This window comes from Methylobacterium mesophilicum, from assembly GCF_022179445.1.
Lineage (GTDB): Bacteria > Pseudomonadota > Alphaproteobacteria > Rhizobiales > Beijerinckiaceae > Methylobacterium > Methylobacterium mesophilicum.
Genome location: NZ_BPQU01000031.1, coordinates 35,668 through 59,623, shown reverse-complemented (window position 1 = coordinate 59,623; position 23,956 = coordinate 35,668). Strand labels below are relative to the sequence as shown.

The following is a 23,956-nucleotide window of genomic DNA, read 5'->3' as shown; positions in this document are numbered from 1 at the left end:
CCGGTCTTGATCAGGCTGCCCCGGGTCGGGATCGACGCGAAGGACGCGATGCGGGATTCTGCGGTGGCGACGTATTGGGGCCATCGATCATTAATCGATGCCTTGACTTGGGTGATCGTCGTCGCATTGAGGGCGGCGATTTGCCTGCGCAAAGTCTGAACTGCGCCCAGTCTATAATTATTATTATAAAGATAGTTCCAATAAATGTTTTCTGATGTCAACTTGATCAAAATTGCGTTGACGATCAGATTTTCGTCCGCTGCGCGCCAAGCCTTCTCAACCGCGCTCTTATAATCGCTGCCGTTCAACCCGATCGCCAGATTGTTCAGGACTGATTTGACAATCCCCTCGGCCTCTTGTGCTGCGGCAACGGTGAGGAGCCGAGCCTGCGTTGCCTTCTTGGCGGGCCACGCCGCAGCCTCGGCATCGTTCTCCTGCTTGCGCTGGACGAGGGCATCTTCGGAGATGTCGTTGGACCAGGTGTCGCTGGTGCCGGTCGGGAGGTTGGCCGCGACGGGTCCGAGGAACTGGCCGGGTCCCTTCATGGCCTTGCTGAGGTCGATCACGCCCCAGCCCCAGATCGCGTTGGGAGCGTTCGGATTGGCGTCTGGCACGCCATCGACCGCGTTGCGATGGTAGGCTGTGGTCAGCAGGACGTCGCGGGCCTGCTGGTTGGTCATGTACGGGTAGCGCTGCATGATCACCGCGAGCGCCCCCGTGGCGTGCGGCGCGGCAATTGAGGTGCCGTCTCCTAACCTGTAGCCGGCAGTTTGTTGGTTCGGGTCGATGCCCCATGTCCTGGCATTCCAGGCAGCACCTGACGTGTAGGGTGGCGCGGCACCGGTGATGGCGCTACCCGGCGCAACGATATACCAATATTTGGCAGCGCCCGCGCGATTCGAGTAATCCGCGAGAACGAGATCCGCGGGGTTTGTGCTGCCGCTGACGTTTTTTGCGGCAGCGCCGACAGCAACCCAGTTTTTTTCGATATCTAACCGGAAATACGGTGCATTCGCTCGAATGCTTGAGTTGCGCGCCCCGCTATTGCCTGCCGCAAAAACCTGAATGATGTCAAACTGCTTTGCGACGTCTGCCGCAGCATCGAGGTAACTGAGCTTGGTGCTCAAGTTTGCGTAAGCACTGCGCAAACCCTCGAGGGTGTTGTAATTGTCCGCGGGGGGTGGATTACCCCAGGACGTGTTGATGGCACGCGCTCCGGCCGCAGCCACGCTGCCGTAGGCGTTCTTGAAGTAGGCGTAATCGGCGTTGAACCCGTACGTCATCTCGTCGGTGGCCTGCGTGTTCGCCACATAGACATTGGCGTTGAACGACACGCCGTGCATGCCGATGCCATCACGGGACGCCCCGATTGTTGCGGTGACTTCCGTTCCGTGGGGATCGTTGTATACGGGGTTGTATGCGCCGGAAACGCTATAGAGTTGGCCGCCGGAGAAGATGGAAGGGCGCGGGGACCGATCGATCGGCCGCCCGAACTTGTCCATGAAGTAGAACCCGTCCGCGCCGAATGTGCCGGTGATGGTCAGCGGCTTGACGCGGCCATCTGCAAATTCCGGGTGTGCGCTATAGACACCGGAATCGACCACCCCGACGGTGACGCCCAGGCCTGTATAGCCGGCCGCGTAAGCATCGGCGGCGTGCATCGCCTCCAGCCCCCACGAGGCTTGATATTCGGGCGTGCGCCAACTCGCTGGATCCGAGGTAGCCAAACTTTGCGCGAGGGCGTGGTGCGAGACCGAGGCTCCTAGGGCTGCCAAGCCGAATGTTGATCTGCGTAGGGCGGTCGCGATTGGCCGGTTTCGATAAGTTCTTCCCGGAGCGCCGTTGTGAATGTGCGCTTTTATATGCATCTCGAATTGCTCTAGCACTGTCCGCAATAGAAAAACGCTCTGAATTGCAGAATCACATCGTTACATCGATGTAATTTTTAGGCGAACTCGGAGGTCATCTTCGATTAGATGTCAAAAAAAATGCGGTACGCAAGCTTTTTGTTGTATACTTTATCGCCATAAATTTGGATTTATATTCAATAACAAGTCTATCGTTAAGTCGGTACATCATGCGGTATCCCAGCGAATGCTTTCGCCAGAGGCAAAAATTTGGCATGTTTATTGCTCGTTCAAGGGCCGATCACCTGGATCGCGGACCCTCCCCAGATTGCCGCCGAATGAATTTCCGCAGATGGGGTGATCGAAATGCCACAGAACTTCGGGCTTAGCGGTGAAGGCCCTTAGCAACCTGCCCGACGTATTTTCGACGCAGCACTTGGTGCTAGAATTATAAAAATTCAAAACTTAGACACGTCATCGACCGTGCCACAGTTTCGATCTATAAATCGACCATATGAATTCTGAAAATCTAATCAATACTATCTTCCAGCGTCCGGCCAGCACCGTGGCCCATCACCTCGGTGGGTGGCTGAGCGTTTTCACGAACGAGGCGACGTTCGAGGAGACGTTCCGGACGACGGCGCCGGTCGGGACGGGATTGCGCGTGGTCGTCTACCTGCGCGGGCAGACCCGCTTACGGATTGCCGACCTGCCCGCGATCACGATCGAAGCGCCTGCGCTCTTGGTCGGCTTCACCGAGCGGGAACTCGAGAGGGACCAATCCGTCCCGTCGGGTCAGCCCCTGAGCAGCGTCCACGTTCGGGTCGATCCCGATCACGCCAGGGCGAGCCTCGGCTCCATCACGGCGGCCATGGCCCGGCGTTCCCCTGAGCGCGGATTCGTTTTCGAGGGTCGGGCAGCCGACGCGACGGTGCAGGCCGTCGCGTCGCAGATCCTCGCGGCCGCCGGCCCGGCGGGGCAGCCCCTGTACCAGGCGGCCAAGGCCCTCGAACTCCTCGCGATCGTCTTCGCCGCCGAGGCACCGGACGAGCCCGCGGGGGCCACCCGTGCGCTCACGATCGTGGATCATGGGCGGGTCGAAGCCGCGAGCGCGCTGATCCTGGAACGCCTCGATGCCGTGCCGGACTTCGAGGCGGTGGCCCGGCGCGTCGGACTGAAACCGGCCAAGCTCAATCGCGGATTCCGGATCGCATACGGCATGACGCCTTACGCCTTCCTTCAGGAGCGGCGTCTGCAGGCGGCCTACCGGATGCTCGCCAGCCGCGAGGCGACCGTCGGGGAAGTCGCCCAGAGCGTGGGATATACCGCTCCGCACTTCGCGACGCTGTTCAGGAGGCGTTTCGGCATGCCGCCGAGCGCCCTGGCTGCGGCTCGAACGGCGTCGATCTGAGATCTTTAGAACAACACTAAACTCGATCGCATGGATTCGCGTCTCCTGCGAAAGTATCGATCGTTGTTGCGCGTCGGACCGCAGCGTAAGACGGTCATCACGCTTCCGTGAAGGAGCATCGATGTCTGCGGCCCCCCGGCCGCGCGGGGCTCGGACCGAATGTTGACGTACGGGATCATCTGCCGGACGGCCTCGCTATCCCTGGTGGCCGCGAGCGCGTTCGCAGCGATGATCGCCGTAGCCGCGGCTCAGCCGGTTCCGGCCCAGGTCACCCTCGACGAGATCTCGGTGGTCGGGGCGCAGGGCGGCGCCGTCGCGTCCGGTCCGTCGGGCGTCGGCGGCGAGCAGGCGAATGGCCCGGTGCGGGGCTTCACGGCCAAGCGCAGCGCCACCGGCACGAAGACCGATACCGCGCTCATCGCGACACCGCAGTCCATCAGCGTCGTCACCGCCGACCAGATCCGGGCGACGGGTGCGCAGAATCCGAGCGAGGCCCTGCGCTACACCGCCGGCGTGCAGGTCGAGCGTTTCGGCGGCGACCCGCGCTACGACTGGATCAAGGTGCGCGGCTTCGACGTGCCGGAATATCTCGACGGCCTGCAATTGCCGAAGGGCACCTACGCGTGGTCCCGCTACGAGACCTACGGGGTCGAGCGGGTGGAGGTGCTCAAGGGCGCGGCCTCGGTGCTCTACGGGCAGTCCCCGCCCGGCGGCCTCGTCAACTTCGTCAGCAAGAAGCCCCTCGACGTGCCCTACCGCGAGGTGCTGGTGCAGGGCGGCAGCTACGGGCGCCTCGTCGGCGCGTTCGACGTGACCGGCCCGGTGGATCCGGAGAAGACGGTGCTCTACCGCGTAGTCGGCCTCGGCCGGCTGTCGGATACGATCGTCGACCGCGTGAACGACGACCGCGCCTTCATCGCACCGAGCGTGACGTTCCGGCCCGATGCGGCGACGCAGCTCACGGTGCTCGGCTACTACATCAAGGACGATTCGAAGGCCCTGCAGTTCCTGCCCTCTCAGGGTACGCTCACCCCGAACCCTAATGGGCGCATCCGCCGCTCGACCTTCCTGGGCGAGCCGGGCTACGACGCTTTCCGCCGCGAGCAGTTCGGCATCGGCTACCAGTTCGAGCACCATTTCGACGAGGCGCTGACCTTCCGGCAGAACCTGCGCTATTCCGGCGTCAACGTCGACCTGCCGGTGGTGCGCGGCTTCGGCTTCCCGACCAACGCGGCCGGCGCGGTCACCGATTTCCGCAACGTCACCCGCCGGGCCGTGCGCTTCGACGACAACGTCAACGCGTTCACGATGGACAACCAACTCGTCCTGAACGCCGCGACGGGCCCGCTCGCCCACACCCTCCTGTTCGGCCTCGACGTGCGGACCTTCGATCTCGGCTTCGCCACGCGCAACACGTTGACCACCAGCCTGAACGTCTTCGCGCCGGTCTATCGCGGCGTCCAGCCGCTGCCGCCGATCAACGCCCGCATCCGCCAGAACCTGGAACAGGTCGGCGCCTACGTGCAGGACCAGATCCGGCTCGACCGCTGGGTGCTGCTGCTCAGCGGCCGGCACGACACCGTCACGAGCACGACGCTCCAGCAGGTCGGCAACACGCGCATCGAGCAGACCGACCGGGCGTTCACCTACCGCACCGGGCTGCTCTACGAGTTCGAGGCCGGGATCAGCCCGTACGTCAGCTATTCCACGCTGTTCCAGCCCGCGGTCGGCACCGGCTATAACGGCATCGTCCCGCCGACCGCGCTGGGCGCCGGTTCGACGCCGTTCCGGCCCACCACCGGCGACCAGATCGAGGGCGGCGTGAAGTACCAGCCCCCCGGCACCGCAAGCCTGTTCACCCTGGCCGGGTTCTCGATCGACCAGCAGAACGTGCTGGTGCCCACGACATCCGGGTTCCAGGCCCAAGTCGGCGGCGTCCGTGCCGAAGGGTTCGAGGCCGAGGCGAAGGTGACCGCCTTCGAGGGCTTCGACATCGCAGCCGCCTACAGCTACCTCGACGCGCGGATCACCCGGACCGGCACCGGTCCGACCGCGCCGCGGATCGGCGCGCGAATCCCGGTGACGCCCTACAACCAGGCCGCGCTGTTCGCGACCTACAGCGTCCCGGCCGGCCCGCTTCTGGGTCTGACCGTCGGCGGCGGCGTGCGCGTCTTCGGCGACCATTTCGGCGATCTGGCCAACACAATTCGCATCCCGTCCTACACCCTGTTCGACGCGACATTGCGCTACGACCTCGCCCGCCTGGACCCGGCCTGGGCGGGGGCGACCCTGGCGATCAACGCCACGAACCTGTTCGACAAAGTCTATGTCGGGACCTGCGATACCCTCGGATCCTGCTACTACGGCAATCCGCGCACCGTGCTGGCGAGCCTGAGCTACCGGTGGTAGGCGCCGCAGCGGTCGCCGGGATGCGCCGATGAGGGGGACCTTCCGGCAATCGATGGCCTGGCTGCATGCGTGGTCGGGCCTGGTGGTGGGCTGGGTGCTGTTCGCGGTGTTCGTCACCGGCACGGCCAGTTACTACCGGTCCGAGATCTCGCATTGGATGCGGCCCGAACTCCTCGCGACCGCTGAGCCCGAGGCGGACGCGCTGGCGCGAGCGGCCGACCTGGGCGTCCGCTACCTCGAACAGCACGCCGGCGACGCGACCGGCTGGTCGATCGGCATGCCGCGACCGGATTTCCCCGCGATCGAATTGTACTGGCGCTCGCGGCCGGGGCCGCCCACGGGACATGCCCTCCTGGATCCGGAGACCGGCGCGCCGGCCTCGGTGCGCGACACGCGCGGCGGCGACTTCCTCTACCGCTTCCACTTCGAGTTGAGCTTGCCACCCCTGTGGGGACGGTGGCTCGTCGGCGCCTGCGCGATGATCATGCTGATCGCGCTGATTTCGGGGATCGTCACCCATCGCCGCATCGTCACGGACTTCTTCACCTTCCGCCGGGACCGCTCGGCGCAGCGCGGATGGCTGGACGCGCACAACGTGGCGGGCGTGCTGGCGCTGCCCTTCCACCTGATGATCACCTACAGCGGATTGGGGACGCTGGCCCTGCTGTACATGCCCTGGGGCGTTACCACTGCGTATCGCGGCGACGCCCAGCGCTACTTCGCCGAATCCGGGCAGGTCCTGCCGTCCCAAGACCCGGCCGGCCGCCCGGCCGCGCTTCCGCCCCTCGGGCCGATCGTCCTGCGCGTTCTGGCCGAGAGTTCCCAGCCGCTGGAGCGGGTCACGGTCGCCCATCCGCGCGACGCGAACGCGACGGTGCTGGCGATCTTCGAGGAGCCGCACGGACTGGCCCATCTCCATCCGCAGGTCAGCATCGCGGCCGCCACGGGTGCAATCCGCGCGCGGACCCTCCCGGCGGAACCGGCGACCCGGACCCACGCGGTGATGGTCGGACTTCACGAAGCACACTTCGCCGACGCGATGGTGCGCGCGCTCTTCGTCCTGTCGGGCCTCCTGGGCTGCGCCACGATCGCCACGGGCCTCGTTCTCTGGACCGTGGCGCGGGCGCCGAAGCCGCGTGACGCGCGGTCCCTCGGCCTCCGTTTAGTCGAGGCCTTGAACGTCGGCACGATCGTCGGTTTGCCCGCGGCGATCGCCTGCTATCTCCTCGCCAACCGTCTGGTGCCGAGCGATCTCCCGGGTCGGGCCGTTTGGGAGGTCAGGCTGTTCTTCGCCGGTTGGTTCGCGATCGCGCTCATGGCCCTGCTGCGGCCGCGGGCCCGTCGATGGCACGAGGCGTTGACCTGTGCGGCCGCACTCTACCTCGCCGTGCCGACGGCCGACCTTTTATCCCGGGGGTGGGTCGCGTTCGCGAGCCAGGCGGCGTTCCTGTGGTTCGACGCCGCGATGCTGGCAACGGCAGCGGTTCTCGCGCTCGCGGCCTGCCGCACGGCCGGTCGCGCGACCATGCCGCAATCGCCGATCGCCCGGCCGGCGCCATCTAGGCCTTCATTGTCGTAGCTTTGGGCGCCTCCTTAGAAACAACGCAAAACATTGCGCTAGAAGTGTCGCACACCGTCCGTATGATCCGCGGGGGCGAAAGAGGTTTCTCATGGACAACGGATCGACGTTCATTCAGGCCTTCACCATTCTGTTCCGGGAGGGCCTGGAAGCGCTGCTGGTGATCGCGGCGCTGGCCGCCTTCATGAGGCGGGCCGATACCGCTCACAGGATCGCCCCGATCTATATCGGCGCCGGAGCCGCGGTGATGGCCAGTCTCGGCATGGCGTGGGTGTTCGAGACCTACTACGACGGCAACCACAACGATCTGATCGAGGCCGGCGTCATGCTGCTGGCCGCCGCCCTCATGTTCTACATGAGCGGTTGGCTGTTCCTGCGGCAGGATCCGAAGGCCTGGCAGGCCGATCTCAACCGGCTGGCTGGGCAAGCGCTCGGGGCCGGGACCGTGCTGTCCCTGGCCGGCATCGCCTTCCTGGCGGTATTCCGCGAGGGTGCGGAGACGGTGCTGTTCCTGCACGCCCTGGCCAGGACCGCCGGTGGCTGGGACGGGTCGCTCTTCGCCGGGCTCGGTGCGGCGGCGCTCGCCCTCGTGGTCCTTTTCGTGGCGATGCAGTGGCTCGCGCTGAAATTGCCCCTCCGGCCGATCTTCGTGCTGACGTCGGCCTTCCTGTTCCTGATGGGCCTGAAGCTCGTCGGGGCCGCGATCCAGGAATTTCAGGAGCAGGCGCTGGTCTCGGTGCACGATGACGGCGTCCCGTCCCTCGTCTCGGATCTCGGCTTCAACGGCAGTTGGGAAGCCCTGGGCGCCCAGGGTGCCGTCGTCCTGTTGGCGGTTGCCGGCCTGCTGTTCGTCCGGAGCCGGAAGACCGAGCCGGCGAACCGGATCAATCCGGCCGTCTCACGCTGAGGGCTCGTCGACGCGCGGTTCAGGTCGAAGGCGCAGGGAGACGATGCGGCCTGTCAGTACGCGTCGTCAGGCGACGAGTCGTGCCTCGATCAAGTCGATCTCACGGACGAGCCGTCGCAGAACCACGTCGTCGATGGCGCGGGAACGACGCAGGCGGTAGAGGGCCTGCCGCTCGGCCTCGATGCCGGCGAGGCGCAGGCGCTTCTCCGTGTGCGCCAACTGCTTGTTGCGGCTGAGATCCTTCCGGGGCTCCGCCGTGGGCGCCTCCAGACCTTCGTAACGGTCCATCGCCCGGGCGCCGGCCTCCACCGCGATGGAGGCGTCTTCGTGCTCCTCGACGAAGCGATGCTGCAGCGCCTCGATGGCCTTCACCGCGTCGTCGCGGGCCGCGGCGCGGGCGGCGTCCTCCTCGGTGTCGTGGCTGGGCTCGGGGGGAAGCCGAAGACCGCGCAAGAGCGGCGGCAGAATCGTACTCGCGAGGACGAGCGAGGTCAGGATTACCCCCATCGCCAGGAGGATGACGAGGTCGCGCCCCGGGAACGGAGTGTTGTCCTTGAGGGTGAGCGGCAGGGTCAGGATGCCCGCCAGGGTGATGGCGCCCTTCACGCCCGCAAGGGTCGTGGCGGCAACGAGGCGCCAGTTCGGCGCGTCCCACCCATCGCCCCGACGGCGCGCCTTCACGAGCACGAACTGAAGGGAGACCCAGACCCAGACGAACCGGATGGCCATCAGGCCCAACGTGATGGCCAGGATCCACGCGACGAGCCAGCCGGCCCCCTGGACGTCGGCCTGCTTGACGGCGTGCCCCAGGACCTCGGGCAGTTGCTCGCCGAGCAGCACGAAGATCGAACCGTTGGCAGCCAGCGCGACCGTGTCCCAGACGGCGGTCCGCCGAACCCGCGTCGCGCCCAGGCTGCGGCCCTGGATCTCGACATAGGTCATGGCGATGCCGGCCGCGACGGCGGCCAGGATACCGGAGGCATGGACGTGCTCGGCGGCGAGGTAGGCGCCGAAGGGCGTCAGCAGGCTGAACAGGATCTGGAGACCGGGATCCTCGCCCGTGCGGCGGCGGAGCAGGTCCTGCGCGCCCATGAGGACGAAGGTCGTCGCGGCGCCGATCGCGACGCCGCCGACGGCGAGCCAGACGAACGTGGTGGCGGCCTGCGGCAGCGAGAAGGTGCCCGTGAGGGCGGCGGCGATGGCAAAGCGCAGGCAGACGAGGCCGGTGGCGTCGTTGAGGAGGGCTTCGCCTTCGAGGATGTGCATCAGGCGGCGCGGCACTGGGGCCTGGGCCGCGATGGAGGACACCGCGATCGGGTCCGTCGGCGAGAGGACGGCGGCGAGCGCGAACGCCACGGCGAGGGGGATGCCGGGAATCAGCCCGTGGATCAGCATGCCGATACCCAGGACCGTCAGGGCCACGAGGCCGAGGGCCAGCGCAAGGATGGTCTTGCCATCCCGGAAGAGGTCGCGCTTGGGGATGCGCCACCCGTCGAGAAACAGGAGCGGCGGCAGGAAAACGAGGAAGAAGATCTCCGGGTCGAGGGCCGTGCTCGGGAGCGGGCCGAGTGCCAGGGCCACGCCGATCGCGATCTGGATCAGGGGCAACGGCAGGGGGAGCAATCGGCCGAGGGCGCCGCTGACCAGAACGGACAGCAGCAGGGCCAGTACGACGGTAACGCTTTCCATTCGCCTCGTTCTCGCAGGGCCGGCGGATTAGCACGACGCCCGACCATAGGGTTCGACCGCCTGATCGGTTCCGCGTTGTAGCGGTCGCCCCAGGATCGTGCGTGGACGCGGGCCTCTTATGTCCCTCGGATGACCGCTAAAGCCAGTGCCGCAGGCGGCATCCGCAGCGCGGTGCGAGACGCGGCCATAGGACCAGCTCTGGTCTATGAGGGGGCGGGCGCTTCCCGTTTGCCCGGCCTCGAACCAAATCAGCCGCCGGTGGCTATCTCGATCCGGCCTTGCTGCGCCCGATCCTGCCGCTCACGAGACCCGTCATTGACGGAAAGCGAGCGAGCAGCGGCTTATACGGAAACCGATGACTATTTTATTTCTCGATCGATAATTTCGCAAATGACGTAAATAAATTTCTGCCTCTACATCGAACGCCTATGCTTCGAAGAACAATAATCTTTTCTATAGAAACTGAAGTTTGCTCCGATAACGTCGGGGACCTGCCCTCGCCGAACGTCGCAACATTGCGGGTCGCGACGTTGGACGGGCTGGTCTGCTCGCAGGTCGGGCGGCGGATTTCAGCGCCCGGGGCCGCCCGCTTCGGCCCGGCTGTGGCCGGGCGCCAGGCTGCCACCCCGAAAGCCGAAGGCCATCAATGCAGGATCCACCCGATCAGACAGATCAACGCCGCGGACGCAGCGATGTAGCCACGCATCCGACTTTCCGCACAGGCAGACTGCGGATCGAAACCGTGCGGCGGCTCATGATCTCGGATGTCGTCGCTCAGGGACATGGTCAAAGCTAAGCCGTACTCCGTCTCGGTGGCGGCGAGGCCCAAGCCTGCATCCGCTCGATCCCGCTGCACACCCGGCCGGTGGATCCTGCCGTCCAAAGAGGACGGTCGAGATCCGATCCCGCTCGTCGCGGGCCTGCAAGGAAGATGCTCTGCGGAGCCATGATCGTGTCGATCCCGGCGCCGGCGGTCAAACGAAACGAACGCTTTTATTCGGCCGCTTCAGAGGACAGCGTTCTTCAGATCTCAGGCGGAACAAGCACGCCTTTGCTGAATCGACAGCCCCTCCGCAAAACCGGCTCTGAATTCACACGCCGGCCGGATCGTCCGGAACCGTCGCGGCCCGGGCGGGCGGGCGCGAGCCCAAGTGGTCCCGGAGCGTCCGGCCCTCGTACTCGCTGCGGAACAGGCCGCGGCGGCGCAACTCGGGGAGCACCAGCGCGATGAAGTCGTCGAGGCCCCCGGGCAGGGTCGCCGGCATGATGTTGAAGCCGTCGGCGCCCTTGGCCCGAAAGCGCTCCTCCATCTCGTCGGCGATCTGGGCGGGCGTTCCGACAATCTGCGAATGGCCCCGGGCTCCGGCGATCCGGAGGTAGAGCTGGCGCAGGGTCAGGCCCTCCCGGCGGGCGAGGTCGAACATCAGCTGCTGGCGCGACTTCGCGCCCTCGGCCTCGGGCAGTTCCGGCACGGGGCCATCGGGATCGTAGCCCGACAGGTCGAAGCCGCCGACCATGCGCTCCAGCAGGGCCAGGCCGACCATCGGGTCGATCAGGTCCTGAAGCGCGTCGAACTTCGCGCGCGCCTCCGCCTCGGTGCGGCCCACCACCGGGAACAGCCCCGGCATCACCTTGAGGTCGTCCCGGGCCCGGCCGAACCGGCCCATCCGCTCCTTCAGGTCGCCGTAGAACGCCACCGCCTCGTCGAGCGTCTGGTTGGCGGTGAACACGATCTCGGCGGTGCGCGCCGCCAGATCCTTCCCGGGCCCCGAGGAGCCCGCCTGGACGAGGACCGGCTGCCCCTGGGGCGTGCGCGAGATGTTGAGCGGTCCACGGACCTCGAAATGCTTGCCGCGGTGGTTCAGCGGCCGGAACCCGTCGGGCTTCGAGAACTGGCCGCAGGCGCGGTCGATGATCACCGCCCCGTCGTCCCAGGTGTTCCACAGGCCCAGGACGACGTCGACGAATTCCTCGGCCCGCTCGTAGCGGTCGGTGTGGCGGGCGATCTGGTCGGTGCCGAAGTTGGCGGCCTCGGCATCGGTCGTCGAGGTGACGAGGTTCCAGCCGGCCCGGCCGCCGCTGAGATGGTCGAGGGACGCGAAGCGCCGGGCGACGTTGTAGGGCTCGTTGAAGCTGGTCGAGGTGGTGGCGACCAGCCCGATCCGGCTCGTGACCGCCGCCAGCGCCGACAGCAGCGTCACCGGCTCGAAATGGGCCGAGCGGGCGGTGCGCTCGCTGGAGCGCAGGTTGCCGTCGCGGATGCCGGTGCCGTCCTCGAGGAACACGAGATCGAACTTCGCGGCCTCGGCCCGGCGCGCCCAGCCGACATAGCGTTCGAGATTGAGCCCGCCATCGGCTTCGCTCGACGGGTGGCGCCATCCGGCCACGTGATGCCCGGTGGCGTAGAAGAAGGCGCCGAGGCGAAGCGTATCCTGTGTCATCGGCCCATCGGGGTTGGAGGCGATGCGTTCTGGGGCAAAGGCGGCAAGGTCGCGCGCGGCGTCAGCGCTTCATGTCCCAATGCCGGCCCGTGAGCCGCTCGAACGTCGCGAACACGATCGTCTCGACGATGAGCCCGATCGCGATGTCCAGCAAGGGGCCGGCGCAGACCCGCTCGGTATAAGGCTCGTTGCGGTTCTGGTTGTATGATCCCGCGATGCGGTGGCGCGGGTCGATCCTGAACCGGTCTGGGTCGTTGGTCCAAGCTGAGAGATGGTTTGGAACGGGGTCTTCTTCGGGTTCAGGCCATGCGCGGCGGCAAGGGCGCGGCTATCGTCGTGCGACGCTTGGAACTCGGGTCGTCCTTCGACAGGCTCAGGATGAGGCGCGCGGCGCCGTTCGGGCGATGCCGTGGCGAACTCCAGCCACAGTGCGTCCTCCGCCTCACGCGTCAGCGTCCATGATGCACCATCACGCCGCGGGATGCAGCGCACACCGATGCCACGACAGGGTCCTCCGACCGGGGATGAAGCCTTTGCAAGTTCGTGCCTGTGAGGCACAGCCCCATGCTTCTCATGCAAGAGGCCTTGCCGTGACTGACGAACCCAAACGGTCACGCGACGGACCGCTGGATCGGGCCCTCGCCATACTGACCTTCGTGGCCGAGCAGAAGAAGGCGCTCTCGGCCGCGGAGATCGCCGATGCGCTCGCCCTGCCGATACCGACCGCGCATCGTCTCATCGGCAACCTCGAGGAACGCGGCCTCGTCCAGAAGGCCCTCGGCACCAAGCGGTATGTCGTCGGGAGCAAGCTGGTGACGCTGTCGGCCAAGACCATCGGCGCGGCGTTCCGGACCGTGCGCCGACACGCCGTCCTCAGCGCCGTGGCCGACCGCATCGGCGAGCAATGCGAGATCGGCGTCGTGCGCGACAACGCGGTGATCTACGTCGACAGCGTGCGATCCAAGCAGCATCAGGGATTGCAGTTCAACCCGGGCGATGCCGCCCCGCTCCACTGCACGTCGACCGGCAAGATCTACATGAGCCGGTTGCCCGCCAAGGATCGACACCGGTTGGCTCATGCGCTCCCGTTGGTCCGGTACACCCCGACGACGATCGCCGATCCCGACGCGCTGCTGGTGCAACTCGAAGAGACGCGGCGCCGCGGTTGGGCGAAGAGCAACCAGGAATTCGTGCTGGGGGTGGTGGGCTGCGCCGTGCCCATCGTCTCGCCGGATGGCGACCTGATCGCGTGCCTGGGCGTTTCGGTTCCGATGGCGCGCGTCGGCTTCGACGGGCTGGATGCCTTCATCGGGCCTCTGCAGAAGGCGGCGGCGCTCCTGTCCAGCACCATCCTGAGCGAGATCGAAGAATCAAGAGATTCTCATATTTCGGAATGAAAACTATCGGCGCTCGATGAAGTACCTCGACGCTGCGCGGCTGTCGTGTATCTTTGGCATACACAAGTTAGGCATACAGCTTTCAGACGAGGCCTATCAGGTCTCGCAGCGCTAACGGCACTTATACATTGATGATCTCGAAGCATTCGTCGGATCGGTCCGGCGCGCTGCTTTGGGACGCCCGTGCCGCCGGAGGGATGATGACCCAGCATTACGATGTCGCCGCCGTGCGGAAGGCGTTTCCGGCCGCCGAGTCGATCGTCTACCTCGACTCGGGCTTCCAGACGCCGCTCGCGCGCCCCGTGAAGGAAGCCTACGAGCGCTTCCTGCGCGAGGGCTACGAGACCGCCGGTCCCAAGCAGGTCTGGCTCAACCGGCTGGAGGAGACGCGCACCAAGCTCGCCCACTTCATCGGGGCGCGGCCCGAGGAGGTCGCCTTCACCAAGAACACCTCCGAGAGCATGAACATCGCCGCCAACGCGCTGCCGCTGCGCCCGGGCGACAAGGTCCTGCTGATCGATGGCGACCACCCCAACAACGCCTACGCCTTCCTCAACCTGGCAAAGAAGGGCGTCGAGGTCGCGTTCATCCCGATGACCGAGGTCATCGATGCCGAGAGCTTCCGGCCGCACATCGACGACAAGACCCGCGTCATCTCCATGTCGCAGGTGACCTTCCACGCCGGCCATCGCTTCGACGTCGAGAGCGTCGGCCGGCTGTGCAAGGAGAAGGGGCTCTACTTCGTGGTCGACGTGATGCAGGGCATCGGCGTCGTCCCGCTCGACGTGAAGGCGCTCAACGCCACCTTCGTCGGCTCGGGCACGCACAAGGGTCTGCTCACGCCCCAGGGGCTCGGCCTGCTGTGGTGGGACACGCGCCTGACCGAGCTGGAGCCGGCCTACATGGCGGCGATCAGCCTGGCCGCGCCGCCCGCGGACTTCATCGCCCGCCCGGACAACATGGCGCTCGCCCCCTCGGCGGGCCGGTTCGAGCTCGGCAACTTCAACCTGCCGGCGATCCAGGGGCTCGGAGCCGCCCTCGACCTGATCGCCTCCGTCGGCGTCGAGAAGATCCAGGCCCACTGCTTCGCGTTGGGCGACCACCTGATCGAGCAGCTCGACCAGCTCGGCATCGGCCTGGTCGGCCCGCGCGAGCGGCGGCACCGGGCCCCGCACATCTACGTGGTCGCCCTGCCTGCGGGCGAGTGGCTGGACTACCTCACCCAGAGCGGCATCCGCGTCTCGCCCGAGCGCGACGGCATCCGCGTCTCCCTCGGCATGTTCAACACCGCTGAGGATATCGACCGGCTGATCGAGGCCATCCGCGCCCGCAACGCGCCGTCGATGCAGGCCCGTACGGCGGTGCTGTCCACGCTCGGATAGGCCCCGAACCCCTCCCCGTATCGCTGACGGCGCCCGCGCCGCTAGGCCTCGCAAGACCCGCAACCGTCGAGAGGAGAAAACCGATGTCCCTGCAAGGCGCGTTCGTTCGACTATCCGGCGCGCTCGCGCTCGGTCTTGCCGCGACGGCCGCGTCGGCCGAGAGCCCGACGCTGGACAAGATCAAGCGCACGGGGACCATAACGCTCGGCTATCGCGAGGCCTCGATCCCGTTCTCGTACCTCGACGTCGATCAGAAGCCGGTCGGCTTCTCGATGGATCTGTGCGCGCAGGTCGTGGACAAGATCAAGACCGATCTCAAGCTCGACAACCTCGCGGTCAAGCTCCAGCCGGTGGATTCCGCCAACCGCATCCCGCTCATGCAGAACGGGACCATCGACATCGAGTGCGGCGGCACGTCCAGCAGCGCCGCCCGGCTCAAGCAGGTCGCCTTCACGGTCGCGACCTTCGTGTCCTCGGCCCGGTGGCTGACCAAGGTCTCGTCGGGCATCCACGACGTGAAGGGCCTCGACGGCAAGACCGTGGTGGTCACGCAGGGGTCGAACGCGGTGGGCTTCGCGTTCGGCATCAAGGCCAAGGGCGGCACCTTCACCGTCATCCAGGCCAAGGATCACGGCGAGTCGATGCTGGTGCTCCAGAGCGGGCGGGCCGCCGCCTTCATGGAGGACGACATCCTGCTCGCCAGCCTGAAGTCCCGCGCACCCGATCCGGCCGCCCTCACCTTCCTCCCGGAGACCTACGACCTGGTGGCCTACGGCCTGATGCTGCGCAGGGAGGATCCTGAGTTCAAGGCGCTCGCGGACGGCGTCCTCAAGGGCATGATGGCTTCGGGGGCCTTCGCCACGCTCTACGCCAAGTGGTTCGAGAGCCCGATCCCGCCCCGCGGCGAGAACCTGACCTTCCCGATGTCGGACGCCCTGAAGGAGCGCGTCGCGCACCCCAGCGACGCGATCGAGTTCTGACCGCGCGCCGAGCGTGCTCGTTCCGATGCGGGACGACGAATCCCGATCCGCATAGAGTTCAGTGCGATGCAGACCATCTTCTCGACAGACGGGCTGCCGCCGAAAGATCGGTTTCGCCATTGGCGGGATGTCTGCGAAGACCGTATCGTCCCGATGGAACAATCATGCCTCGGTGACGAAACGTTCGACGCGACGATCGACGGGGCAAGTTTCGGCGGCTTGGACTTCAGCAAGTTTTCGTTGCGCAATCTCAGAGCATCGACGACACCGCGAACGCTCCGGCACGAGAATCATCGGACCGATCATCTCTTCGTCAGCATGGTCCTGTCCGGTACCGTGCGCTCGGATCAGAACGATCGCTCGAGCACGGACAGGGCCGGCGACTTCGCGGTCCGTGATACGAACACGCCCTGGACGATCGAGCATAGCGGCCACAGCGAAGTGTTGGCCATCGCGATCCCCCGGCAGAGATTGGAGAGCGTGCTCGGCCCGGCCCGGATCTTCGCCGGCCTGACCGTCGACGGCGACCGGCCGGTCACGACCCTGGCCCGCTCGTTCCTGACCAACCTGCTGCACCAGGGCGATCGGCTGCCGGCTCACAGCGCCGAGCGCATGGTCGGGGTCGGGATCGATCTCATCGTCGCCTGCCTCGCCGAGCGCCTCGCACAGGAGGTGCCGCGACCGCTGCACGGGACGCTCGTGATCCAGCGCGCCAAGGCGTTCATCGAGGCCAACCTCGGCGACCCGACCCTCGATCCGCCCATGCTTGCGGCAGCCGTCGGCGTCTCGCTGCGGCGGCTGCAGGAGCTGTTCCACGAGCGCGGCCAGCACATCTCGGATTGGATCTGGCAAAAACGCCTGGAGGCGGCCGCCGCCCGCCTAGCCGATCCGGGTTGCACCCACCTGTCCATCGGCGCCCTGGCCTATGGCTGCGGCTTCGCCAACCAAGCCCACTTCGCCCGCCGCTTCAAGGCGCGCTACGGGATGGCTCCCAGCGAGCATCGTCACGCGGCACTGATGAACGCACGACCGGGTCCGACGGCGCCTGCAGCTGCGTCCCGCCGATCGTAGGTCCCTGGAACATCCACCTGCCGGCTCGTGGTCGGGCCGCGTCGAAGGACAGAATCAGACATGCTCGGACGTATTGGCGCGACCATCGCCACCACCCTGTCGGCGGTCATGGCCCTCGGCGGCGCGCCCGCCTCCGCGGCCGGACCGCAGGCGAAGCCGAGGATCCTGGTCCTGGCGACCGGTGGGACCATCGCGCAGACGACCGGCAAGGACTCCGTCCTGTCGGGCTCCGCGCTGGTCGCCGCGGTCCCGGGGCTGGATGCCGCCGCGGACGTCAGCGCCGAGCAGGTCGCGCAGGTCTCAAGCCCGGACATCACCGCCGAGGTCTGGCTGCGCCTGGCCCGTCGGATCGACGAGGTCCTGGCCTCCGGCGCCGCGGACGGCGTCGTGGTCACGCACGGAACCGACACGCTGGAGGAGACGGCGTATTTCCTCGACCTCGTCGTCAAGAGCGACAAGCCGGTCGTGGTGGTCGGGTCCATGCGTGGATCGGGGTCCGTCAGCGCCGACGGACCGGCGAACCTGGCCAACGCCGTGGCCATCGCCGCGGACCCCGCCGCCAAGGGGGCCGGCGTGCTGGTCACGCTGAACGACGGGATCTATGCCGCCCGAGACGTGACGAAGACCAACACCACCGGGTTGGACGCGTTCAAGGCGCCCGATGTCGGCCCCTTGGGCATCATGCAGGGGCGCAAGCCGCATTTCTACCGGACGACGACGCGACCGCACACCGCGGCGACGGAGTTCGACGTTTCCACGCTGCGCGCGTTGCCGCGTGTGGCGATCGTTTATTCCTACGTCGATGTCGGCCCCGCCCTCCTGAACGCGGCCATCGGGGACGGTGCCAAGGGCATCGTCTATGCCGGAACCGGCAACGGCAGCATCCCCAAGGCCGTGCAGCCGGCGGTCGAGGCCGGCGTGGGCAAGGGCGTGGTCGTCGTGCGTTCGTCCCGCGTCAACGGCGGCCTGGTCGAACGCAATGGCGAACACGACGACGACGCCCTCGGCACCGTGACGTCGGACACCTTGAACCCGCAGAAGGCCCGGGTCCTTCTGATGCTGGCGCTCACGAAAACGAGCGATGCCAAGCAGATACAGCAGATGTTCTCGCGATACTGAGTGCAAGCCGGCAAGCGAATGGATGGGACGGTGACGGCCTCGCATCCCGGAGCAAGATCCGTTCGATCGCTTGCCCGCACGCCCTGAGAATCGTCTGAGCGTCAGCCGGGCGCTTGCCGGCAGCCCCGCGGCGATCCACCGGGAGCTGCACGCGCTCGGCGTCCCGGTTTATGACACGGTCCGACCCGCCCTCTGCGGCTTGGCGCCCGGCGGTCGCCGGGCCGGAGCGTCGACCAGCCAGGACCCTCACGATGACCCGGCAAGCCCCCTCGATCCACGGACGGCCACTCGACACGTGGCTCTCCACCCATCCCCTGATCGGCGACCTGATCGCGGGCCGGGAAACCGCGTGGTTCAACCCCGCCATCGCCCCCGCCGCGACCGCGCTCGCCGATGCCGGGCTCACCCTGTCCGACGTCGAGGATGCGAGCGCGCGGTTGGCGCGCTTCGCTCCGCTGCTCGTCCGGTTCTTCCCGGACCTCGCCGCCACCGGGGGGATCATCGAGTCGGACCTCGTCGCTGTGCCCGCCTTCGCGGACGCCCTCCGTCGGCGCTACGGCTACGCGGGCGGCGGCCGGATTCTGCTGAAGAAGGACAGCCACCTGCCGGTCTCGGGCTCGATCAAGGCACGCGGCGGCATCTACGAAGTGCTCAAGCGGGCCGAGACCCTGGCCCTCGGAGCCGGGCTGATCACGACCGGCGACGACTACGCGGCGCTCGGCGGGGCAAGCGCGCGCGTCTTCTTCGCGGATTACAGCGTCGCGGTCGGCTCCACCGGCAATCTCGGCCTGTCGATCGGCATCATGAGCGCCAAGATCGGATTCCGGACCACGGTCCACATGTCGGCGGATGCACGGCAGTGGAAGAAGGACCGCCTGCGCGCCTCCGGTGTCACGGTGGTCGAGCATGCCGGCGATTACGGGGCCGCCGTGGCCCAGGGACGTGCCGAGGCCGAGGCCGATCCGAACTGCCATTTCGTCGACGACGAGCACTCCAAGGATCTGTTCCTGGGCTACGCGGTCGCCGGCCTGCGGCTGAGGCCGCAGCTCGCCGCCCTCGGCGTGCCGGTCGATGCGCAGCACCCGCTCTTCGTCCACCTGCCCTGCGGGGTCGGCGGCGGGCCCGGCGGGGTCGCGTTCGGGCTCAAGCTGGTGTTCGGCGATGCGGTCCGCTGCCTCTTCGCCGAGCCCACGCCCTCGCCCTGCATGCTGCTCGGCGTCTATACGGGCCTGCACGAGCAGATCGCGGTTCAGGATTTCGGCATCTCCAACGCGACCGTCGCGGACGGCCTGGCGGTGGGGCGGCCGTCGGGCTTCGTCGGCCGGGCGATGCAGCGCCTGGTGGATGGCTATTTCACGGTGGCCGACCAGGAATTGCTCGACCTCCTGGCCCTGCTCGAGGCCAGCGAAGGCCTCATGCTGGAGCCCTCCGCGGTCGCGGGCGCACCCGGCCCCTCCCGGATCGTGGCCGACGACGCCTACCGCGCCCGCCTGAACCTCGACCGCGACCGCCTGGAGGCGGCCACGCACATCGTCTGGGCCACGGGCGGCAGCATGGTCCCCCCGGAGGAGGCGCGCGCATACCTCCGGCGGGCCGACACTGGGGCGGCACGTTAGAGCGCTCTCCGACGAAGTGGCTCCGGTTCGTCGCAAGAGAGCGCGTCAAAACAAGAGCTTTGAGCCGTGCAGAGTGTCGCGATTCGCGACGCGCACAGGCGGTGTTGAGGCGATCGACCCGCTCCGACACCTACCGTGCGGCGGGCGCCGGCGCCGTCTCGCGCAGCCACGCGACCACGGCCTCGGTTCCCCCCTCAAGCCCGCGCCCCTCGGGCAGGATCAGCGAGAGCGGGGGACCGAGCAGGGCGGCCGTATCGATCGGCGCCAGCAGGCGCCCGTCGCCAAGGGGAACCTGCAAGAGGCTGCTGTGGCCGATCAGAATCCCGGCCTCCTCGATCGCCGCCTCCACGGCCATGCTGTAGAGCGAGAACGTCGATCCGCGGCGGGCGTCGACCCGCCGGTCGCCGGCATGCCTCAGCCATCGCGCCCAGTCGTTGCGCCACCGCGCGTCATGGAGCAGCGTCATGTCGGCAAGGTTCGCCAGATCCAGCCTGCGCCCAGCCAGGAGTTGGGGCGAGCAGACCGGAAACAACCGGTCCTCCACGAGCGTGTGGGCGGTGCAGTTGGGCAGGCTCCAGTCCACGAAGAACAGGCCGAAATCGAACAGGTCCCGCGTGAAATCGGGCGGGTTCTCCAGCGCGACCACCGAGAATTCGAGGTTCGGGAACGCCCTGCGCATCGCCCCGAGGCGCGGCGAGAGCCAGAGCTGCGCCACGCACGGGAGGGCCGCGATCTGGACCTCCTGCCGCTCGGCGTGCCGACGGAGGCCATGGGCCGCGCCGGCCAGGGCGTCGAACGCCTCGACCAGGCGCGGCAGCATCGCCCGGGCTTCGCTCGTGAGTTGCAGGCCCCGCGCCTTCCTGTGAAACAGCGGCCTGCCGACCCAATCCTCCAGTGCGCGAACCTGCTGCGCGATCGCGGCCGCGGTGACGCAGAGTTCGTCGGCCGCGCCGACGAAGCCCTCGTGGCGGGCGGCCGCCTCGAAGGCACGCAGCGCGTTCAGCGACGGGAGGGACGGCCGGGGCGGAGAGAGGGGCATCTGAGGCCTAGGTGAGCTTGGTCTCGCGGCCACGATATGTCGTTTGCGGACCCTCGGCAAAAACCGCATCCAAGGGGCGATCACGGATCGCGGACGGGCGGTCGCCGGCACGCCCACGCGGCGCCCCGACGGATGCCGACCCGCGTCTTCTTCCTTCTCTGCGGCGAGGGCCTGACGACATGACATACCTGCACAAGGGCTACTTCACGGAAGGCCTCGACGCCGATCCCGAACTCGCGGCGTCCATCCGCGGCGAGCTGCGTCGCCAGCAGAACGGGATCGAGCTGATCGCGTCCGAGAACATCGTGTCCCGCCTCGTCCTCGAAGCGCAGGGCTCGGCCCTCACCAACAAGACCGTCGAAGGCTTCGCCTTCGCGCGGTATTACGGCGGCGCCGAATTCGCCGACGCGGTGGAAGACCTGGCCCTCCGGCGGGCCAAGAAACTCTTCGGCGCGCGCTTCGCCAACGTGCAATCGCATTCCGGATCGAACGCGAACAGTGGCGTCTTCCTCGGGTTGCTGAAGCTCGGCGACACCATCCTGTCGATGAACACCGCCGCGGGCGGCCATATCAGCCACGGCCATCCCGCCACCTTGACCGGGCGGGACTACAACATCGTCCGGTACGGCGTTAACCGCGAGACCGAACTCGTCGACCTGGACGAGCTGCGCGGCCTCGCCCGCCAGCACAAGCCCCGGATGATCATCGCGGGCGGGTCCGCTTACGCCCGGGTCCTAGATTTCGCCGGACTGCGCGCGATCGCCGACGAGGTCGGCGCCTACCTGGTCGTCGACATGGCCCACTTCGCCGGGCTTGTGGCCTCGGGGATCTATCCCGATCCGTTGCCGCACGCACACGTGGTGACCTCGACCACCTACAAGTCGCTGCGCGGCGCCCGCGGCGGCCTCGTGCTGTGGAACGACGAGGCGCTGAGCGACAAGATCAACTACGGCATCTTCCCGGGCGTCCAGGGCTCGGTGATGCTGCACATCGTAGCCGCCAAGGCCGCCTGCTTCGGCGAAGCCCTGCGGCCGGAATTCAAGGGCTACAACCAGGCGGTGCTCGATAACGCCCGGATGCTCGCCGCCACGCTGGCGGAGGCCGGCGTCCGCCTGGTCGCAGGCGGCACGGATTGCGGGCTGATGCTCGTCGATCTGGTCAACCAGGGCATCACCGGCGACATCGCCGCAAAGGCGCTGGAGCATGCGGGGCTGGCGGTCAACAAGAACCAGATCCCGTTCGACGAGCGCCCCCCGGAGGCGCCGTCGGGTCTGCGCCTGTCCAGCAACGCCGGCACCGCACGCGGCTTCGGGGCCGAGGAGTTCCGCGCGATCGGCACCTGGATCGCGCAGATCGTCAAGGCCCCGTCCGACGAGGCCCTCGTCCGCTCGATCCACGGGCAGGTCTCGGATCTCTGCGCCCGCTTCCCGATCTACCCGTAATCGACCCCGGCGCCCCGCGGCTCGCGAAGCCGGGGGCGCCGGATCTCCGGCGACCGTCGCGGTCGCCGTCCTGGAGACATCCAACGGCCGGGCGAGGGCAATGGATCTCACGCGTCTGCGCACGCTCCGGGAGCTGTCCGTGCGCGGGACCATGGCTGCGGTCGCCGAAGCCCTGGGTATCTCGCCGTCGGCGGTGTCCCAGCAGATCGCCCTCCTCGAAGCCGAGCTGGGCATCGCCCTGGTCGAACGGCGTGGCCGGGGCGTGCATCTGACCCCCGCCGGCGCACGCCTCGTCCTGCACGCCGAGACGGTGATCGGGGTCATCGAGGAGGCCCGGACCGACATCGCCGAACTCAAGCGGACCGTGGCGGGCGAGCTGCGGGTCTCGGCGTTTCCCTCGGTCGCCGCCGCCCTGCTCCCCCGGACCATCGTCGCCATCGGGGTGTCACATCCGTCGCTGCGCATCCGGTTCGACGAATTGGAGCCGATGGACGGCCTCGCCGCCTTACGCGGCTGGCGGACCGATGTCGCGCTGATCGACGATCTCACGACCCTGGAGGGGATCCCGGAGGCGACGATCGAGGCGTGGTCCCTCTGCGAGGACCGCCTCTGCGTCGTCCTGCCGGGCCGCCATCCGCTCTCCGGCCGGGCGGCCGTGACGCTCCGCGACCTGCGGACCGAGATCTGGGCGTTGGACAACCCCGACAAGGGTTATTCGGAGGTCGTGGTCGAGGCCTGCCGCGCCGTCGGGTTCGAGCCGAAGATCCACGCGCACTGCCACGGTTTCGAGGTCGTGCAGGCGATGGTGGAGGCCGGCTGCTGCATCTCGATCCAACCGCACCTCAGGCTGCGCGACACCGGCCGAAGCCTGTGCGTGACCGAGCTCGATCCGCCCATCGCCCGCCAGATCTCGGTGGCGTTCCGCCGGGGCGAGGGACGCAACCCGTCGATCGCCGCCTTCCTGCAGGCCTTGGCGCGGGCGACGGATTCCCCATCCCGCGATGCAATGGCGATTTAGGCGGCCGCCGCGATCGGGGGCGGCCCGTCCGCGCCGCATCCGTCGATCGCCGCGAGGCCGCGGATGGCCCGTCACGCTGGCCGGATATCCGGCGGCCGCAGGTCAGCGGCCGACGACGCTCCGGATCGTGAAGCTGGACTGGATCCGGGATACGCCGGGCAGCTTCGACAGCACGGATCGGTGAAGCCGCTCGTACTCCCCGGCATCGGCCACCCGGATTTTCAGCAGGTAATCCGAGCTGCCCGTCATGAGGTAGCAGTCCTGGATGTCCGGGCAGCGGCGGACGGCGGCCTCGAACCGGTTCAGGTAATCCTCCGTCTGCCGCTCGAGCTCGATCTGGGTCATCACCACCAGGCCCGATGCGGCCGATGCGTCGAGCAGCACGGTGTAACCCCGGATCGTCCCGTCCCGCTCCAGCATCCGCAGCCTGCGCAGGCAGGCGGAAGCGGACAGGCCGACGCGCTTGGCCAGGGCCGCATTGGGCATCCGGGCATCCGCGCGCAGGGCGTGGATGATGGCGGTGTCGATCTCATCCTGTGGCATCGCGCAACGACCTGTCGTTCCGTGGCAGTTCCTATCGTTTCATGGCATCCGCTTCGCAGAAACTGC

The 23,956-nt window shown here is 67.5% G+C and carries 18 protein-coding genes; 12 read left to right on the top strand and 6 right to left on the bottom strand.

What is annotated here, in order from left to right; all coding sequences use genetic code 11:
• The coding region (locus tag MFF40_RS23225; RefSeq protein WP_238262393.1) for a S8 family peptidase at positions 1 to 1,661 on the bottom strand (1,661 nt) is incomplete at its 3' end.
• A 751-nt stretch (positions 1,662 to 2,412) separates the two neighbouring features.
• Between MFF40_RS23225 and MFF40_RS23220 the strand changes: the two genes are divergently transcribed.
• The 4 genes from MFF40_RS23220 (at position 2,413) to MFF40_RS23205 (ending at position 8,153) form a co-directional block, all read left to right on the top strand.
• Positions 2,413 to 3,258, top strand: a complete 846-nt coding sequence (locus tag MFF40_RS23220) for a helix-turn-helix transcriptional regulator (RefSeq protein WP_147853503.1) — start codon at positions 2,413 to 2,415, stop codon at positions 3,256 to 3,258.
• A 162-nt stretch (positions 3,259 to 3,420) separates the two neighbouring features.
• Complete coding sequence (locus tag MFF40_RS23215; protein ID WP_238262391.1) at positions 3,421 to 5,667, top strand: TonB-dependent siderophore receptor; 2,247 nt, start codon at positions 3,421 to 3,423, stop codon at positions 5,665 to 5,667.
• A gap of 28 nt (positions 5,668 to 5,695) precedes the next feature.
• A complete protein-coding gene (locus MFF40_RS23210) occupies positions 5,696 to 7,246 on the top strand; it encodes a PepSY-associated TM helix domain-containing protein (protein ID WP_238262389.1) in 1,551 nt (516 codons plus the stop codon).
• 91 nt (positions 7,247 to 7,337) lie between these two features.
• Positions 7,338 to 8,153: an FTR1 family iron permease gene (locus MFF40_RS23205; protein WP_147853500.1), complete on the top strand. Its 816-nt coding sequence runs from the start codon at positions 7,338 to 7,340 to the stop codon at positions 8,151 to 8,153.
• Between the two features lie 66 nt (positions 8,154 to 8,219).
• Here MFF40_RS23205 and MFF40_RS23200 read toward each other — a convergent pair whose 3' ends face one another.
• The 3 genes from MFF40_RS23200 to MFF40_RS23190 form a co-directional block, all read right to left on the bottom strand.
• Positions 8,220 to 9,842: a Na+/H+ antiporter gene (locus MFF40_RS23200; protein WP_147853499.1), complete on the bottom strand. Its 1,623-nt coding sequence runs from the start codon at positions 9,840 to 9,842 to the stop codon at positions 8,220 to 8,222.
• A 643-nt stretch (positions 9,843 to 10,485) separates the two neighbouring features.
• Positions 10,486 to 10,671 carry a hypothetical protein gene (locus MFF40_RS23195; RefSeq protein ID WP_147853498.1) on the bottom strand — a complete coding sequence of 62 codons (186 nt, stop codon included), beginning with the start codon at positions 10,669 to 10,671 and terminating at the stop codon, positions 10,486 to 10,488.
• Positions 10,672 to 10,933: 262 nt separating this feature from the next.
• The gene (locus tag MFF40_RS23190) at positions 10,934 to 12,283 is read right to left on the bottom strand and encodes an LLM class flavin-dependent oxidoreductase (RefSeq protein WP_147853497.1); all 1,350 of its coding nucleotides are present in this window, start codon (positions 12,281 to 12,283) and stop codon (positions 10,934 to 10,936) included.
• A gap of 590 nt (positions 12,284 to 12,873) precedes the next feature.
• Between MFF40_RS23190 and MFF40_RS23185 the strand changes: the two genes are divergently transcribed.
• The 6 genes from MFF40_RS23185 to dsdA all read left to right on the top strand — a co-directional run bounded on the left by MFF40_RS23185 (position 12,874) and on the right by dsdA (position 19,848).
• Positions 12,874 to 13,680, top strand: coding sequence for an IclR family transcriptional regulator (locus MFF40_RS23185; RefSeq protein ID WP_147853496.1), 807 nt, complete (start codon positions 12,874 to 12,876; stop codon positions 13,678 to 13,680).
• Between the two features lie 200 nt (positions 13,681 to 13,880).
• Positions 13,881 to 15,062, top strand: a complete 1,182-nt coding sequence (locus tag MFF40_RS23180; RefSeq protein WP_187277633.1) for an aminotransferase class V-fold PLP-dependent enzyme — start codon at positions 13,881 to 13,883, stop codon at positions 15,060 to 15,062.
• Between the two features lie 83 nt (positions 15,063 to 15,145).
• Positions 15,146 to 16,042, top strand: a complete 897-nt coding sequence (locus tag MFF40_RS23175; protein WP_147897220.1) for an amino acid ABC transporter substrate-binding protein — start codon at positions 15,146 to 15,148, stop codon at positions 16,040 to 16,042.
• A 66-nt stretch (positions 16,043 to 16,108) separates the two neighbouring features.
• Entirely contained in the window at positions 16,109 to 17,113 is a 1,005-nt protein-coding gene (locus MFF40_RS23170) for an AraC-like ligand-binding domain-containing protein (RefSeq protein WP_147853493.1), read from the top strand.
• Positions 17,114 to 17,173: 60 nt separating this feature from the next.
• Positions 17,174 to 18,232 carry an asparaginase gene (locus MFF40_RS23165; RefSeq protein ID WP_147853492.1) on the top strand — a complete coding sequence of 353 codons (1,059 nt, stop codon included), beginning with the start codon at positions 17,174 to 17,176 and terminating at the stop codon, positions 18,230 to 18,232.
• A 251-nt stretch (positions 18,233 to 18,483) separates the two neighbouring features.
• The gene (dsdA, locus tag MFF40_RS23160) at positions 18,484 to 19,848 is read left to right on the top strand and encodes a D-serine ammonia-lyase (protein ID WP_147853491.1); all 1,365 of its coding nucleotides are present in this window, start codon (positions 18,484 to 18,486) and stop codon (positions 19,846 to 19,848) included.
• A gap of 130 nt (positions 19,849 to 19,978) precedes the next feature.
• Here the strand turns inward: dsdA and MFF40_RS23155 are convergent, their stop codons facing one another.
• Positions 19,979 to 20,887 carry a LysR substrate-binding domain-containing protein gene (locus tag MFF40_RS23155; protein WP_238262386.1) on the bottom strand — a complete coding sequence of 303 codons (909 nt, stop codon included), beginning with the start codon at positions 20,885 to 20,887 and terminating at the stop codon, positions 19,979 to 19,981.
• 179 nt (positions 20,888 to 21,066) lie between these two features.
• Between MFF40_RS23155 and glyA the strand changes: the two genes are divergently transcribed.
• Both glyA and MFF40_RS23145 read left to right on the top strand, forming a co-directional pair.
• Positions 21,067 to 22,329 carry a serine hydroxymethyltransferase gene (glyA, locus tag MFF40_RS23150; protein WP_147853489.1) on the top strand — a complete coding sequence of 421 codons (1,263 nt, stop codon included), beginning with the start codon at positions 21,067 to 21,069 and terminating at the stop codon, positions 22,327 to 22,329.
• 100 nt (positions 22,330 to 22,429) lie between these two features.
• A complete protein-coding gene (locus MFF40_RS23145; protein WP_147897217.1) occupies positions 22,430 to 23,347 on the top strand; it encodes a LysR family transcriptional regulator in 918 nt (305 codons plus the stop codon).
• Positions 23,348 to 23,449: 102 nt separating this feature from the next.
• On the opposite strand, the gene MFF40_RS23140 is transcribed toward MFF40_RS23145, so the two are convergent.
• Positions 23,450 to 23,890, bottom strand: a complete 441-nt coding sequence (locus MFF40_RS23140; protein WP_147853487.1) for an Lrp/AsnC family transcriptional regulator — start codon at positions 23,888 to 23,890, stop codon at positions 23,450 to 23,452.
• Positions 23,891 to 23,956: the final 66 nt, after the last annotated feature.